Origin of the sequence: Rhizobium giardinii bv. giardinii H152 (assembly GCF_000379605.1) — a bacterium.
GTDB lineage: Bacteria > Pseudomonadota > Alphaproteobacteria > Rhizobiales > Rhizobiaceae > Pararhizobium > Pararhizobium giardinii.
This window is the reverse complement of sequence record NZ_KB902698.1, coordinates 1-14,364: the sequence shown is the minus strand read 5'-3', so window position 1 is coordinate 14,364 and position 14,364 is coordinate 1. Positions and strand designations below refer to the sequence as shown.

At 57.7% G+C, this 14,364-nt stretch carries 16 protein-coding genes and 3 pseudogenes; 12 read left to right on the top strand and 7 right to left on the bottom strand.

Features of this window, described 5'->3' with window-relative positions; all coding sequences use genetic code 11:
* A pseudogene (locus A3AY_RS38215) lies at positions 1-604 on the top strand (sensor histidine kinase); the annotation flags it as partial.
* A gap of 487 nt (positions 605-1,091) precedes the next feature.
* Here A3AY_RS38215 and A3AY_RS39385 read toward each other — a convergent pair.
* A pseudogene (locus A3AY_RS39385) lies at positions 1,092-1,195 on the bottom strand (DUF2934 domain-containing protein); the annotation flags it as partial.
* A gap of 389 nt (positions 1,196-1,584) precedes the next feature.
* Here A3AY_RS39385 and A3AY_RS0124530 point away from each other — a divergent pair.
* Positions 1,585-2,085 carry a YciE/YciF ferroxidase family protein gene (locus A3AY_RS0124530; protein ID WP_018328331.1) on the top strand — a complete coding sequence of 167 codons (501 nt, stop codon included), beginning with the start codon at positions 1,585-1,587 and terminating at the stop codon, positions 2,083-2,085.
* 84 nt (positions 2,086-2,169) lie between these two features.
* On the opposite strand, the gene A3AY_RS36015 is transcribed toward A3AY_RS0124530, so the two are convergent.
* Positions 2,170-2,742 (bottom strand): ferritin-like domain-containing protein, encoded by a 573-nt coding sequence (locus A3AY_RS36015; protein WP_018328330.1) that lies wholly within the window; start codon positions 2,740-2,742, stop codon positions 2,170-2,172.
* A gap of 542 nt (positions 2,743-3,284) precedes the next feature.
* Entirely contained in the window at positions 3,285-3,698 is a 414-nt protein-coding gene (locus A3AY_RS36010) for an NUDIX hydrolase (RefSeq protein ID WP_018328329.1), read from the bottom strand.
* Between the two features lie 227 nt (positions 3,699-3,925).
* On the opposite strand from A3AY_RS36010, the gene A3AY_RS41695 reads away from it, so the two are divergent.
* The 5 genes from A3AY_RS41695 (at position 3,926) to A3AY_RS0124495 (ending at position 5,964) form a co-directional block, all read left to right on the top strand.
* Positions 3,926-4,180: a con-10 family general stress protein gene (locus A3AY_RS41695; RefSeq protein WP_018328328.1), complete on the top strand. Its 255-nt coding sequence runs from the start codon at positions 3,926-3,928 to the stop codon at positions 4,178-4,180.
* Positions 4,181-4,280: 100 nt separating this feature from the next.
* Positions 4,281-4,583: a DUF982 domain-containing protein gene (locus A3AY_RS0124510; RefSeq protein WP_018328327.1), complete on the top strand. Its 303-nt coding sequence runs from the start codon at positions 4,281-4,283 to the stop codon at positions 4,581-4,583.
* A gap of 31 nt (positions 4,584-4,614) precedes the next feature.
* Positions 4,615-4,854 (top strand): SOS response-associated peptidase family protein, encoded by a 240-nt coding sequence (locus A3AY_RS0124505; RefSeq protein WP_018328326.1) that lies wholly within the window; start codon positions 4,615-4,617, stop codon positions 4,852-4,854.
* Positions 4,855-5,123: 269 nt separating this feature from the next.
* Positions 5,124-5,318 (top strand): hypothetical protein, encoded by a 195-nt coding sequence (locus A3AY_RS0124500; protein WP_018328325.1) that lies wholly within the window; start codon positions 5,124-5,126, stop codon positions 5,316-5,318.
* Between the two features lie 433 nt (positions 5,319-5,751).
* Complete coding sequence (locus A3AY_RS0124495; protein ID WP_018328324.1) at positions 5,752-5,964, top strand: hypothetical protein; 213 nt, start codon at positions 5,752-5,754, stop codon at positions 5,962-5,964.
* 60 nt (positions 5,965-6,024) lie between these two features.
* On the opposite strand, the pseudogene A3AY_RS41575 reads toward A3AY_RS0124495, so the two are convergent.
* The 4 genes and pseudogenes from A3AY_RS41575 to A3AY_RS0124480 form a co-directional block, all read right to left on the bottom strand.
* Positions 6,025-6,656 (bottom strand): annotated as a pseudogene (locus tag A3AY_RS41575) (ATP-dependent DNA ligase); the annotation flags it as partial.
* Between the two features lie 368 nt (positions 6,657-7,024).
* Positions 7,025-7,546: a hypothetical protein gene (locus A3AY_RS0124485; RefSeq protein ID WP_154663330.1), complete on the bottom strand. Its 522-nt coding sequence runs from the start codon at positions 7,544-7,546 to the stop codon at positions 7,025-7,027.
* 333 nt (positions 7,547-7,879) lie between these two features.
* Complete coding sequence (locus A3AY_RS41690; protein WP_476705525.1) at positions 7,880-8,425, bottom strand: GDCCVxC domain-containing (seleno)protein; 546 nt, start codon at positions 8,423-8,425, stop codon at positions 7,880-7,882.
* Between the two features lie 55 nt (positions 8,426-8,480).
* The gene (locus A3AY_RS0124480) at positions 8,481-9,764 is read right to left on the bottom strand and encodes a TadE/TadG family type IV pilus assembly protein (RefSeq protein WP_083926037.1); all 1,284 of its coding nucleotides are present in this window, start codon (positions 9,762-9,764) and stop codon (positions 8,481-8,483) included.
* 250 nt (positions 9,765-10,014) lie between these two features.
* On the opposite strand from A3AY_RS0124480, the gene A3AY_RS0124475 reads away from it, so the two are divergent.
* From A3AY_RS0124475 to hemA, 5 genes are all read left to right on the top strand, one after another.
* Positions 10,015-10,737: a helix-turn-helix transcriptional regulator gene (locus tag A3AY_RS0124475; RefSeq protein WP_018328321.1), complete on the top strand. Its 723-nt coding sequence runs from the start codon at positions 10,015-10,017 to the stop codon at positions 10,735-10,737.
* A gap of 280 nt (positions 10,738-11,017) precedes the next feature.
* On the top strand, positions 11,018-12,691 hold the full coding sequence (locus A3AY_RS0124470; RefSeq protein ID WP_018328320.1) for a globin-coupled sensor protein: 1,674 nt from the start codon (positions 11,018-11,020) through the stop codon (positions 12,689-12,691).
* Positions 12,691-13,173 (top strand): chemotaxis protein CheW, encoded by a 483-nt coding sequence (locus A3AY_RS0124465; RefSeq protein ID WP_018328319.1) that lies wholly within the window; start codon positions 12,691-12,693, stop codon positions 13,171-13,173. Before A3AY_RS0124470 ends, A3AY_RS0124465 begins: the two co-directional genes overlap by 1 nt.
* Before the next feature lie 4 nt (positions 13,174-13,177).
* Positions 13,178-13,414 carry a hypothetical protein gene (locus A3AY_RS0124460; protein ID WP_018328318.1) on the top strand — a complete coding sequence of 79 codons (237 nt, stop codon included), beginning with the start codon at positions 13,178-13,180 and terminating at the stop codon, positions 13,412-13,414.
* Positions 13,415-13,513: 99 nt separating this feature from the next.
* A partial coding sequence (hemA, locus tag A3AY_RS0124455) for a 5-aminolevulinate synthase (RefSeq protein ID WP_018328317.1) occupies positions 13,514-14,364 on the top strand: 851 nt, incomplete at its 3' end.

The window sequence follows — 14,364 nt, the reverse complement described above, 5'->3', positions numbered from 1 at the left end:
AGCAGCGCCGGCAATTGCTGGTGAACGAATTGAGCCACCGCGTCAAAAACACGCTTGCCGTCGTCCAATCGCTCGCCCGGCAAACGCTGCGTACCACACGCTCGAGCGAGGATTTCGTTACGCGCTTCGACGGGCGGCTCGCTGCCCTTGCGAACGCGCACAAATTGCTGGTCGAATCGGATTGGAGCGGCGCCGAGCTTGGTGCCTTGACGCTTGCCCAACTTGAGGCCTATGTGGGCAACGATCGGCATCGGCTGAAGGTCGAGGGCGCGCGGGTAACTTTGCCGCCGGATATCGCCACGCCCTTCGGACGGATGCTTCACGAGCTGGCTACCAATGCCGCGAATACGGGGCTTTCTCAACGGTAAGCGGTCAGGTCGAGCTGAGTTGGGAGGTTGGGAACAACGGCCGGCAGGTGACCGTTGTATGGCAGGAGCGTGGTGGTCCGCCCGTCGGGCCGCCAGAGGCGCAAGGCTTCGGCGCGGTCCTGATCGAAAAAAGCCTGCCCTCGGCGAAGGTCCATCGCGACTTCCAGCCGGATGGCGTCGTTTGCACGGTAGCCATCGAGCTTCCGGAGGCTACGCAGAATGATGTCGAACATTGATGGCAACCAATCTTTGTCGGGAACTAGAATTTTAATTGCTGAGGATGAGATCTTTACCGAGAGAGTCGGTGACCTGCTGAGGGAACGAGGCATCCCGTTCCTGTTCTACTCCGGACATGCCATGCCCGATGAGATGAAAAGGAAGTGTAACGCTGTCGTTATCGTCTGAAACCCGCGACGCACCAGGAGTTGATCCGTGCGGCCGCAAGCGCTTTCAACTGCTCGCTTAGCAAGCAAAGATAAGACCGTGGTTGCTTCACGCCGAGCGGAGTTTAGGGTTCGACCGCTTGCCGGTTCAATTAGGGCTACCGCAGTGTCATCAGCTGGGCTGCGTGTTCGTGATTTTAGCCGAGCGCATCACTGTGTCCGGAGGCCGCCCGCTGCCGCGGGCGCTTCTCGCCGTCGAGAGAAGCCAACATTGCAATCTGTTCGCCCTTGCGCTGTCCTGGAAGCGTCCCTTCAACCGCCCGCGACGCTGCTAACATATCCTGCGCGCTTGCTCCCAATGTCGGGCATGCTGCCCCTCGGGGCGACCTTCGTTTACCCAGATGCGTAGGCGCGTCGGCTGATAAGTTCTTCCCTGTCGTCCATGTTCGTATACCCTCCTGCGCTGATGGCAGTAAACCACGCCTGTCGGCACTTGTTCCAACGAAATGCCAGCTTGGAAAACTTTCTCAAGAATGGACGATGAGATGCGGACGAGGTTTCTTGCTATTCGCCCGGCGATCCGCGAGACTGCTGATACTCAATATAGATGGCACGCGTACCGCAGAGCGCCCACGCGTCAGTTTCCCGTGATCCCGAGACTCTCGTGCGAACACGAGGGCGGCATGCAACCTATCGCATAGCTTCCCTCAACTTCCCTGGCATCATGCCGGCTTTAAGATCCAGCCGGCCCACAATCGCCGGCGCACGCAGCCGCGTGGAACCAATTTCAGCTCGCAGAGTTGAACAGCGCAGTCCCGACATAGGAGAGTTACATGGCTGAGAAGACACTCGACGATCTGTTTCTCGATACTCTGAAGGACATTTACTTCGCAGAGAAACAAATTCTCAAAGCGTTGCCGAAAATGGCCCGCGCGGCCCAGTCTGAAGATGGCAAGGCGGCCTTCCTGAAACACCGCGATGAAACCGACGGGCAGATTGAACGCTTGCAGCAGGTATTCGAGCTCATCGGCAAGGCTGCGCGCGGCAAGACCTGCGAAGCGATTCAGGGCATTATCGCGGAAGGCGAAGAAATCATGGAGGAATTCAAGGGAACTGTCGCCCTTGATGCAGGCCTCATCTCCTCCGCCCAGACAGTCGAACACTACGAAATCGCCCGCTACGGCACTCTGAAATCTTGGGCGGCACAGCTCGGCCATACGGACGCTGTGGCTTTGCTCGATGCCAACCTTCAGGAAGAAATTGCCACCGATCAAAAGCTCACTGAATTGGGCGAGATGTCCGCCAACCCCAAAGGCGCCAAGAAAGTTGCCTGAGCCGTCGACAAAGCTTTGTGGGCCGCCATTTGGCGGCCCAGTGTTTGAGGCGGAACAGTTCTGGCTGAATTCGACAGAAGCCGCTCACCGGACAAAACCTGCAGAGTGGCGCAGAGATGCTCGCTCCATCATTGGCCAACGTAATGCAGCCGTCGCTAAAGTTTCGTCGCGTTCGTCACGACGGAGAAATTCCTGCGTGACGGAGCCAATGTTGTCTTCCAGCCATTTCGCCATGGCGATCTCTTCGTCGAGGATCGGCTGGCAGACGGATACTGTTTCTCTATCGCCGACGTAGTCGGCAGCAGCGACGAGAATACGGTAGCTGGCGATTTCCATGTGCTCGAACGTATAACCTGCCAGCGAGCCTTTCACCACCTCATCGCTCGCGAAGAGGCCGCCAAGCCCCTGGGCCATGGCGGTAAGTTTGCCCGCCACGTCCTTCCTGGTCGAACTGCCCTCGCCGAGCCTATCAAGGCATCCTTGCAAAAGAATCGCCTGTTGTTTGGTTTCTTCGATGTGTCTGCCGATGCGCTCTTTGAGCGCGGTGTACGTTTCAATCCGCTCGTACTGAGCGTTAAGCATAGTCTCCGCTTGCTGTTCCATCGCATGGGCGTCGCGAAGCCAGACGATCAGGTTGTCACGGGCGCTGGTCGACATTGCTGTTACTCCTTTGGTTGGAAGCGGCGAAAACGAAACGTCGTAAGAAATGTTCCATGTATCCCCAGGGGCCGCTGCCGCTGGAAGAAGCGCGCAATGTTTATGAACGTTCACAGCCGCGAACTTATTGGCCGGATCCGACGCCGAGGAAGCGTCGCGATTTCTGCGTGATAAGCCGAAGAGAACCGAAAAGAATGCTGCCATGGACCTGCCCAGTCCGCCACGCGCCGTCAGGAGCGCGGAAACAGGCATCCAAAGAGTTGCTTGCCGCAGCTGGCTCTTCTCCCTATCCAATTGTGCGGTATCGGACAAATCAGCCCGGTTCGATATTCTCGGGAACTTGTTCACTTTTTCGCAGCTAGAATAGGTCGCACGCACGCGGCACAATCGAACGGTACTCGGCCCGCAGCTCTCAAGGAGTGGCGGGGTTTTTTGACGGGGGGCGGCCGCTTCGGATGCAGTCATCGGCAGTTTCGAGTCGGGGGCTTCATGGCTTGAATTTCTGGCTGAAACTCGGCTGTTGACCTGTCCCATCCCCTTCATCAATCGCTGTGAAGGACGGCATGCTTGTCTCGCTTCGTGAGGCAAGCAATATCGAAGCACTTGAGAAGCGATACGAGTTCCGGCTCGTCGACGAGCAGCGCAGCTTCGCTGGGTCGCAGCCAGTTGCGGAGACGCTGCCCTCTTTCCTTCCACCGATACAAGATGGTTTTAGCTCGCAGCGGGTAAACTGTCACTCGGATCGGCAGGAAGCAGTTGAGGTCCCGCTTCCAGTAAAAATAATTGCCAACCGAGTCCCGTTGGATTTTTCCCTCAACCCCCGCTTCCTGCTCTGTTTCGATCGCCGCCGCCTTCTGCGGGCTCTTGCCCCTCATCCGCCATCCCTTTGGGAGCGTAAAGCGGCGGGTTTCGCGCGTCGTGATCAAAAGGATCTCTACCGAACCGTCCTCAAGCATGCGGTACGGCCTGTGCGACTGGGCGCGGCTGTCAACGGTCCTTGTCGGAACTGAACAGACGCCGCAGAGCGACCGGTCAATTGGACTACTAACGCCCAAAGAGACGCCGTTTTGCAGACTTTCACATGGTTATCTCCGACGGCAGTTTTTCTTGGAACCATCTTCAATGATCACAGTTGGAGAGGGCGTCGTCGCGAACGACGAACATTCAAACAGGAGATCGTAAAATGCCTAACCAGCAATCGGGAGGCCGCGACCAGAATCAAGGCAACCGTGGTCAGCAAGGCGGCCGCGACCAGAAGTCCGGGGATACGTCAAAGCGCGGCTTTGCATCCATGGATGACGACAAGCAGCGCGAAATTGCCTCGAAGGGCGGTGAAGCCTCCGGCGGCAACTTCAAGAATGACCCGGAGCGGGCAGCCGAAGCCGGCAAAAAGGGCGGAGAGTCCTCGGGCGGCGGTGGTCGCGGCGGCCGGTCTTAACCGCATCCACACCTGAAACCTGGGAGGTCGTTTGGCCTCCCAACGATGTCAGCGCGCGATTGCGCCAACCGGTTGATAACGCTCTGACAGGAGAGATGCCATGAGCAAACGCGATATTCCTTGGAGCCATCCGCTGAAAGTCACTCTTCGCGCTGGGATGGATCGAACATTTGCAAGCGTCTATGACGCGCTTGATTATCTGGAAAACGAATGGCCGAAAAAACGCGGTGACCGCTATGATCGGGCGGTTCTGGCGTGCAGGCAGGGGTTGAACGGTCAGGCACCGGCAGAATTAGCCCGCGAGGCATTTATCGCCGCCTGTCTCGAGACCGGCCTGCCGGCGGTGACAGCGGCACCGCCGCCTTATCGTCGATCAGGTTACCTGTCTTGGGCGCGCGTCTAATTTCGAGGGCGGTGCTACCGATCATCGCAGGGTGCCGCAATGGGAAAGCGTTCGCAAGATCAAGGAAGGCCTCATCAGAACCGACCTGTTCGCATTCTTGACGACAACACCGAATGCGATCGTCGAGCCGATCCATCAGAAGGCCATGCCGGTCTTGCTGACCGAGGGTGGCGAGATCGACACCTGGCCTACCGCGCCGTGGGACGTGGCAAAGGTTCTGCAGCGGGCCTTGCCCGAAGACCGGATGGTTCTGCTGCCGTCAGGAGGATGACATGTCTGACGAGCGGACCAACCCACCGCCAGCGGTGCCTGTGAAGTGGGGTACCTTCGGCAAAGAGCGCGGCCACGGGATCACCGAATGGCGCTGCGCCGAGCACCGGGCCCCTGACTACTGGGATGGCCGTCCAACCCGCGAAACGGAGCGATCAAAGGAACAAGTTAGGCCCTCCTCACGTTTCAGAGCGACAGGAGGGCACCGCGACGGCGTCGCCAGAACTGGGGCCCAAACCGCATCACGTCAGGTTCATGTTAGGATGACCCATGCCTAGCCTCAGGTACAGCGCAAGGAAAAATGACAATGACGAGTATTGGTCCGTGATCGACATCTTCACCGGACAGCCAACCTTTTATAAGGACATTCAGCTCGACTGCCTGGACTTCGACCAGCTCGACGACATGGTCGATTGCCTCAACTACATGAACGCCCAACGCATGGGCACCCTTAAGCAGCCCTGAGGCAAGGCCACATCTTGATTGAGCCGAGCTCCAACCGGATCCGCAGATAAATTCGCGGCCACGAACGCAATAGAAGATGGCCTTCGCATCGCCTAGGCACCTGACTTGTTATCTCGTAGATCGCAGTGTTGCCCACCAGACCTTTAAAGGACGGGTGGCGTAGCTTACCTCCTCTGTCCAGGCGCGCTGCTCGATCTCGGCGGCGAGTATCGCGCGTGAAAACAGCGTTCTTTCGGCTGAGCTTGACGGCCGGCGTCTCAGCCGGAATCTGCGCGAGAAGCTCGCGCAACTTCAACGACGATTGTTGCGTGAAACCTGTTCCGATCCGCCGACGTAGACGAGACCAAGGCGGAGGGGCTGCAGACTTTTGGCACGCCCCCCGGGCGGAACAAATGTTCGCGTATTGCGTTGCTCTCGCGGAGGAGGTTCCGACATGGATACCTTGATCGTCAAAGTAGCAATTCGAATGGCGACCGGCTTCTTGATCGGCTTCGTTACGTTGCTCACGATGGTTTACATGAACCCCAGCGCGCTTGGCCACGCCAACGGTTTCGAGCTCGTAGCGCTGTGCCTTCAGACGTATGCTTTCGGCGCGACCTCCGCGGTCGGCTACCTTTGCACCAGCATGGGGATGGGCGCTCTGTGACCGGGCCTAATGTACTACTCCTACTCATTGCTGCCTTCTTCGTCAGAGCGCTGCTGTTGGCGCGGCCAGCAGCAGCCGTCCGATCGCGCCCGGCACGTTGACGGCTCGAAGCCGAGGAACACGAAATTGTCGCGGCGGATACATTTGATCTTTAGCCATTCCGGTCGCTTTCCCGAGCGATAAGGCCGTTCGCGGTCCTTGGCGACAATGCCCTCCAGGCCGAGGTCGCAAGCGACGCGGAAGGACCGTCTAGCCATCTGCCTCGATCGCCTCTGAAAGGCCGGTTCCAGCAGCCGCCGGCGCTCGCGCTGCGTCAGTCGCCGCAGATCGCGCCCATCCAGATAGAGCAGATCGAAGGCGTAAAGGATGATTTCGCTCGGCTAATGTGACGCCGGCCGGCGACCGAGCGCCCGCTGCAGCAAGCCGAAATCCGAGCGGCCCTGCGCGTCGAGCACCACCGCGTCGCCGTCAAAGATAGCCGTTGATCTGACGGCAGGCGGCGTGCCTGCTTGACGATCGAGAAAAAGCGATCAGTCCAATCGTGGCCTCCACGGGTCAGGACGCGAACGCGGTCTGGCTTGATGTAGACCGCGACGCGGTAACCCGTCCCATTTCACCTCGAATGACCATTGAGGGCCGACCGGCGGCCTTTTCACCAGAGTCGCAAGACAGGGATCGATACGCGCCGGCATTGGGTCACGTTACCGAGGCTGGTTCGGATTGCGCGACTTTCATTTGCGAGTCGGCAGGCGCGCGCCCGCATCCTGCTGAACTCCGATCGAAGCTGGCTTCGGAGGTTTGGTCATTCCTCATTGCGCCAGAGAATACTTTAAAAAGCCATATGGATTCGAGGGGCACAGGGAACAATTCAGCGGTCTCTAATTTTCTATGGCGACCGGGAGGAAACCCATGAACGTGGATGCACCGAAATTGCCAGCCAGCCACCCCGACCGCGACGCTCACTGCCAGGAAAGCCTTTCCCGGATCCAATAATACTCCCTATTTCCGTTGTCCATACGATTGGTATTCACTCTACCCGCAAAGAACATGTAATAAATAATTAGTCGACCCTAATTGCAAGTATAGCGCGCATGTTGGCAGCAACATTTATCAATAGGAAAACTCCAGTCAGAACAACGCCCCACCATAGAATGAAGTGAATTATATTGCTCTGCGGCCGTATTGACCTATATCCGTCAATTCCGTCTGGCGTAAATACTAGGACGCCGGATAACGCAATAAGAATCATCACAATAATAACTATCAAACCGGGCAGTAGTAAGTTTGGTCTCGGCGGATTAAGAGTCAGACCAGTCTCGTTAGGGAGATCGCGGACAAACCGCTCTGGATCCACATCCGCCGACGTCACTGGGATGGCAATGTCTAAAAGAGTGATGATCGGCAGAAGGGCTTGGCTAAACAGTAAAACGGCTCCGTGGGGGATGTCACAAGTATCGGGAAATCCTGCTAGTCGACGTTTTACGGCGGCAATGGTTGTCTCGATCCACGAGTTGAATGCTGGCCAGCAAATATCGGGAACCACGAAGTAGAGGATAACCGTGGCCGTAAGCGTGCCGAGCATTATGTACAGACCCCAGCCGGGCCGGACGTAGGTCCGAATTCGCATTTCAATTGGGCTGACCCCAATCGATGACTTTGTGCGAGTAGCCCTTGCAACGGAACGATTCAGATCGACCAAAAAGCCAAACAGAACGAGTGCCCAACCAACCTGCCATCTAATCCCATTTACCGGTACAATGACGGCGGCGGTCAAAACAGTTGACCAATCGTAAACCGCGACCAAACCCCGCGTGTAGGCTGACACCTGTTGGATCGGCTTGTGCATCGGCACCCCACATGCCTTCAATCAATTTTCGCGGAAAGGAATTAGGAAAAAAGCGAGCTGTCGTTAGCGTCATGGAAAATGCACATGGCAATGGACCACCACATGATTGCATCGTGCGAAATTACATATCATTGATGGATTTCTAATACAAGCAGACATTGCATTTGCGTTTGGATTGAAGCGGTTAGCTTGGATTGCCTGAAGCGTTCGAGGGGCGGTCAATTTCGTTCCAGAGGTAGTCGCCAGCCAGCGCGATATAGGCCCATGGGAGCGGAGCGATTTGGGACCGTAGATTTGGCAACTCGGCGATCTCGAAGGGGTCAAATAGCGACTTTGCGTCACCGAAGCGGACCAGCTGTTAGCCGTCACGTCTCCGGAAGCAGCCGCGCTGTTCCTGGATGACGGGCATTTCACGGAATCGAACGAGCAAAATACGCAGCAGTCTCCCGGTTTGGGACGCAGCAGCGTCTTGCAGTTGGTACACTCGTAGAAGAATTGGCAGGCGTTCGTGGGCACTGTCTCCAGGCGGGCGAAGCCGCAAGGCGGGCAGGTCAACACGGACTCGAGAATGGAGGAAGTCACGGCAAAGGAGCAATCATCGCCGGGCTTCCCCATGATGTGGCGTCCCCGGTTCCCGAAGTGGTCGGGTGAAAATTGCCGCTTCGAACTGTCAATGGATGAGCCGCAAGCCGGTAGCGGCCGTCGCTCGTCCCGAGTTTGTCAGCGGAACCAGATTCCAGTTCGTTCCGTCCATGCTCATTCGGTTGAAAACAACGCCAGTTCGGCTGTTATTCATCGCGAAAGTGGAATTGAAGTGCACGTTGCGGCTGGGCAGGTAAATGATACCGTCAAGCCTTGCCTTCTGGTTGCCGTTGAAAAGCCAATCAGACGGCGCAAGGCCCGGAGCCTCGAACATTAGAATATCCTTGTAGGCGCCGGAAGTGGGGGCCGACAGATCTATGTCGACATTGCCGTTGAAGAATATCTTCGACGAATCTGCCAGATAGATCGTCACGTCCTTGCCGGTTAATGTTGTTCCTGAATTGAAGAACCAGCCGCCGTTCTTGATCACGTACAGCCCTGACCGCAGCTCTATCGTCGGAGACCCGTTTGCGTCGGTCCATCCACAATAGACGCCGGGTGACAGCTTATGTGTTTTCTGATTGTCGGGCAGATGTCCGCCGAGTTGTGAATCGCACCCTAGAGCGTTAACCGACGGCAGCGAGCCAGCGAAAGGATCGGGGGCAACATCGCAATTCTTTTCAACTGCCTGGTTTAACTGGTTGTTGTAGCTGATCGTACCGCTCTTGATGCAGATCCGCTTGACGTTCAAGCCTCTTCCGCCATCCGTGAATGTGGCTGCCGAATAGGCCGGAGAATGCACATGGATCTCGCAATCCGTCTTCTGAATTCCCGCGCCGGAGTTTACGTAGAGCGCGTCGCGCCCACGATCGAGCAGAAGAATACAGGGACTACCGTTTGTTGATGCTTCACCCACAGCTGCTGATGCGACCGAGACGTCAAGCTTTTTGAAAGCCATGACGGTTAAAAGGGTTGTCTTCACCGAAGCCGAGGCGACGCCGGTAAGTGTTCCGTTTTCATCAAGCGTGAATTGAGCGCGCGGATTATACGCGGCCAAGGGGGCTGCTAAATTCGTAAACAGCTTTTGCGCATGAGCAATCTTATTACCGCCCGCTTCGTGCGCAGCCGCCAGCACGACCGCGTCGAGCTGCCCCTGTAAATCGCTTTTGACGCTCAGTGCATGCCCGAAATCGACAGCGCCGCCTGCCGTGGCCAAGAGAACAGCACTCACAAGAGCGGTCATGACTGCGAAATTGCCTTGCGTATCATATGCGATACGCTTCAACGCCCAAATGAATGTCGCCGGCATCGAAGCACGAGACATGTATCGACGGAGAGAAACCCGAGCGATCCATCTGCTAGTGTCGAGCATCTTGTTCTCCGCGTGCGTTGTTATACACGCGGAGCCGATCGCCCCTGGAAGCTTAAAGGTCTATTTATGAGGGGCTGACATTTCGACATAGACAGCACTTGAATGCGCAAATTGGCTCGCCACCACGGGAAGCGGATACTGTCGCGACTGATGCAAAGGTTGGGGGCATCATTTCTATCCTGGTGAATTAAGATTTGATTAACCAGATAACGCCAAAATGCGGCCTGTCCATAGGGATCGGAGCGGAGATATGCCTGGTTGCGCGGTTGTTGGGTCGCTCGATCAATATGCAGATTTGTCGTCGGTGCCGGCTCATCGGCAACTACGCGACAACAATCTCGTCGAACACCTCAGGAAGGCTGTCTCCTTTACGCATGTCGCGGTTGGTGGCCTTGATCTCGACGGATACAATTTCGGCTATGGCTATTCGATCGACACGGATATGCCTCCAAGCTTCATCGATAGCTATTTCGCCGAAAAGATGTGCCTGTCAGATCCTGTGGTTGCGGCCGGGAAGAGCAGGTCGACACCATTCACCGAGGAGGAAGCTTACGACCTGTCATCGCCGCCGCAGCGGCTATTGTATTTGGCGCGAGCGCATGGCATCCGGAATCGTGTCCTTGTCCCTCTTTCGAGGAATTACGTCATCTATGGAGCCGTTTGCTTCACCAATGGCCGACCGTTTACGCAAGGCGAATTCGATTTTTTGACGACATTGGCCCAGCCCCTTCATAGGGCGGTCGCCAAGCCGCTGATGGATCGCTTCGCAGCCCAGACCATCAGATTAACGGCTGGCGAACTCTCATGTCTGCGGTACGCCAGCCAGGGAATGACCAGCGAGGAAATCGCGGAGGTGGTGCCGTACACCACCGACACCATCAGCAGCTATCTGAAGGCTGCAACCAAAAAGCTCGGCACTTCGAATCGCGCCCAGGCCGTTGCGGAGGCGATCCGCCGCCGGCTGATCGACTAAAATCACCTCGGGTCTTCACCAAATCGCCGGTAATATGCAACACAACGTCGATTGCTCGGGGTCAGCAATCTCGGGGCGCGCGGGTGCGCGCGAAATATCCGATTCGCGCAAAATAGTCGTACTTTATCAATAGGATTAACACTTTCGAAACTACGTGATCCCAATTTTTGGGTCATCCGATGAGGTGCGGTCTGCATCTCTTACCGCCATGACGACGGGTTCGGAGCGGCGCAATTTTGCGCGTCCCACCATTTCCAAAGTCCCGTTCTCAGAGAGTATAATGTCGAATTCTTCCCATGCGCATACCGGCCATCACGCTCACCACGGTTCAGCCGCCGGCCCGAGCGGCGCCTCATCGAAAAGCCAGAACATCGAGCGCCGCCTGGAGTTCATGCAGCTCGACGCGCAGGGCCGTGCCAGCATCCGCTCGCTGAAGGCTCTGGTCGAGCGCGAACTGCCGCATGGTCTTGACAAATTCTATACCCAGCTTCGCAAGAGCCCGGAGGTCAAGCGGTTCTTTTCGTCCGACGACCATATCGCTCGCGCCAAAGGCGCGCAGCAGGGCCATTGGGTCAATATCTCGGACGGCAACTTCAACGATGACTATGTCAGCAAGGTCCGCACCATTGGTTCGGTCCATGCGCGCATCGGCCTCGAGCCGCAATGGTACATCGGCGGCTACGCGATCATTCTCGATCATCTGATCAACAGCGCCGTCGAGGAAATCTTTCCCAAGGGCGGGATGTTCTCAAAGAAGACGATGAAGCCGGCGGAGTTTGGCAAGGCGCTGGCCAGCCTGGTCAAGGCCGCGATGCTCGACATGGATCTGGCCATTTCCGTCTATATCGACGAGGCCGAGATTGCCAAGCAGAAGGCGCAGGCAGAAGCGATCGCGGCCGAGCAGAAGCTGGTCTGCGACTGCTTCGGCAAGGCCATGGCAGCCATCGTCGACAAGGACGTCAGCTATCGCATCGATGACCACCTGCCGGAGGCCTACCATCGCCTGCGCGACGATTTCAACAACGCGCTGGAACAACTGTCCGCCACCATTCAGCAGATCGATGCCGGCGCCTCGCAGATCCATGCCGGCGCCGAGGAAATCCGTGTCGCGGCCGACGATCTGTCCAAACGCACTGAACAACAGGCCGCATCGATCGAAGAGACCGCGGCAGCGCTCGAACAGATCACGACGACCGTCAAGGATTCCAGCCGGCGGGCGGAAGAGGCCGGCCAGCTGGTCGCCAAGGCCAAGGTGGGCGCGGAGAAATCCGGGCAGATCGTCCAGCAGGCGGTGGCGGCGATGAGCGCAATCGACACCTCGTCGCGCGAAATCTCCAACATCATCGGCGTGATCGACGAGATCGCCTTCCAAACGAACCTGTTGGCGCTGAACGCCGGCGTTGAGGCGGCGCGCGCCGGAGATGCCGGCAAGGGTTTTGCCGTCGTCGCCCAGGAGGTTCGCGAACTTGCCCAGCGCTCGGCCAAGGCGGCAAAGGAAATCAAGGAACTGATCAACAACTCCGGAGAGCAGGTCAAAAGCGGCGTTGCTCTTGTCGGAGAAACCGGCCAGGCGCTGACGATCATCGTCGACGAGGTGAAGGAGATCGACCGGCACATCAATGCCATCGTCGATGCCGCCCGCGAACAGTCGATTGCGCTGCAGGAGATCAACACGTCCGTCAACACCATGGACCAGGGCACGCAGCAGAATGCTGCCATGGTGGAGGAATCCACCGCCGCCAGCCATGCGCTCGTTCAGGAAGTCAGCCGGATCGCGCAGATGCTCAGCGAATTCAATATCGGCAAGACATCGGCGCCCCGCGCGCCGCAACGGCAGGTGCGCGGTCCATCCAGGCCGCAAGGCTCCCCGGCGCGCGAACTGCGGGGCAAGCTCGCCAAGGCTTATCCGACGCACGGCAATGCCGCTGTGGCTGAGAGCTGGGAGGAATTTTGATGCCCGGTCCCGTTCAGCTGCACGGCGTAACCGGCAGCGAAAGCTTCGAAATCATCGCCTTCCGGATCCGTGATCAGGAATTCTGCGTCCGAACAACGACCATCCGCGAGATCCGCGGATGGGCTCCCTCGACCGCGGTGCCCCATTCACCGCCGGATGTCATCGGTGTCATGAACCTCAGAGGATCGGTGATCCCGATCATTGATCTGGCCCACAAACTTGGCATGAAAGGCACGGAAGCCACCGAGCGGAGTGCGATCGTCGTTGCGGAAGTGCACGATACGGTCGTTGGTCTGGTCGTCGATGGCGTCTCGGATATTCTGACGATCCGCGCCGATCAGGTTCAGCCCATTCCTGAAATCACCACGTCCTTCGACAGGAGCGTTGCCGAAGGCATTATCACGCACGAAAGCGGGATGATCTGTTTCCTCAATCTTTCCCGCATGTTCGCCGAACTGGTTCCCGCAGATGAAGCCGCGTAATCGAGTGCCCGAGACACAAGGCGCGACTAAAGGGCTGAGCACAGGCATCATTCTTCCCTTTCCCGTCGTCAACAACCCCAACACCGTCGCTGCACGCGGCCATTTCGAATCCGACGCCGAGGCAGAAAATGCCGTTCAGGATGAACTGCGGATGACGCAGGCCCGCGACGCGCTTCGCCTAATCGTTGAGGAACTTGAAGCACTTCAGATGGAGGTGGCAGGCGTCATCGCATCGAGATAACCCAATGAATTGAGGAGCCAGTCGCACGCGCTGGCTCCCCGTTGGGTCGAAAACACGCCGGAAATATGCCGGTGGCGTCACGGCATTCTGGAGACGATCATGGATTTCGAAAGTTTCTTCAAAGGTGAACTCAACGGCCTGCATCAGGAAGGCCGCTACCGCGTGTTCGCCGATCTGGAGCGCCAGCGCGGGCAATTCCCCAAGGCAATCCGCTACAACGCCGATGGCGAAAAACAGGACGTCACCGTCTGGTGTTCCAACGACTATCTCGGCGTGGGCCAGCATCCCAAGGTCATCGAGGCGATGAAACTCGCCATCGACCAGTGTGGCGCGGGTGCGGGAGGCACCCGGAACATCTCGGGCACCAACCACCATCACGTCGTTCTCGAGCGCGAGCTTGCCGATCTGCACGGCAAGGAATCAGCGCTGCTGTTCACCTCCGGCTACGTCTCCAACTGGGCGGCGCTCGGAACGCTCTGTTCGAAGATCCCCGGCGTGATCGTCTTTTCGGACGCCGGCAACCATGCATCGATGATCGAGGGCATCCGCCACTCCAAATGCGAGCGGGTGATCTTCAAGCACAATTCGGTTGCCGACCTCGAAGCCAAACTGGCGGCCGCCGACCCGCGCGCGCCCAAAATCATTGCGTTCGAATCGGTCTACTCGATGGATGGCGACATTTCGCCGATCAAGGAGATTTGCGATCTCGCCGACAAATACGGCGCGATGACCTATCTCGACGAGGTTCATGCCGTCGGCATGTACGGCCCGCGCGGCGGCGGNATTGCCGAGCGCGAAGGNCTGATGCATCGCCTGACGGTGATCGAAGGCACGCTGGGCAAGGCCTTCGGCGTCATGGGCGGCTATATCGCAGCATCGAGTGCGCTGTGCGACTTCATCCGTTCGTTTGCCTCCGGCTTCATCTTCACGACGGCCCTGCCGCCGGCGCT

Coding starts and splice junctions, on each gene's coding strand:
- A3AY_RS0124530 (WP_018328331.1), top strand. CDS start 1,585: ATGGCTGAGAAGACACTCGACGATCTGTTTCTCGATACTCTGAAGGAC.
- A3AY_RS36015 (WP_018328330.1), bottom strand. CDS start 2,742: ATGTCGACCAGCGCCCGTGACAACCTGATCGTCTGGCTTCGCGACGCC.
- A3AY_RS36010 (WP_018328329.1), bottom strand. CDS start 3,698: ATGCTTGAGGACGGTTCGGTAGAGATCCTTTTGATCACGACGCGCGAA.
- A3AY_RS41695 (WP_018328328.1), top strand. CDS start 3,926: ATGCCTAACCAGCAATCGGGAGGCCGCGACCAGAATCAAGGCAACCGT.
- A3AY_RS0124510 (WP_018328327.1), top strand. CDS start 4,281: ATGAGCAAACGCGATATTCCTTGGAGCCATCCGCTGAAAGTCACTCTT.
- A3AY_RS0124500 (WP_018328325.1), top strand. CDS start 5,124: ATGCCTAGCCTCAGGTACAGCGCAAGGAAAAATGACAATGACGAGTAT.
- A3AY_RS0124495 (WP_018328324.1), top strand. CDS start 5,752: ATGGATACCTTGATCGTCAAAGTAGCAATTCGAATGGCGACCGGCTTC.
- A3AY_RS0124485 (WP_154663330.1), bottom strand. CDS start 7,546: ATGCTCGGCACGCTTACGGCCACGGTTATCCTCTACTTCGTGGTTCCC.
- A3AY_RS41690 (WP_476705525.1), bottom strand. CDS start 8,425: ATGGGGAAGCCCGGCGATGATTGCTCCTTTGCCGTGACTTCCTCCATT.
- A3AY_RS0124480 (WP_083926037.1), bottom strand. CDS start 9,764: ATGCTCGACACTAGCAGATGGATCGCTCGGGTTTCTCTCCGTCGATAC.
- A3AY_RS0124475 (WP_018328321.1), top strand. CDS start 10,015: ATGCCTGGTTGCGCGGTTGTTGGGTCGCTCGATCAATATGCAGATTTG.
- A3AY_RS0124470 (WP_018328320.1), top strand. CDS start 11,018: ATGTCGAATTCTTCCCATGCGCATACCGGCCATCACGCTCACCACGGT.
- A3AY_RS0124465 (WP_018328319.1), top strand. CDS start 12,691: ATGCCCGGTCCCGTTCAGCTGCACGGCGTAACCGGCAGCGAAAGCTTC.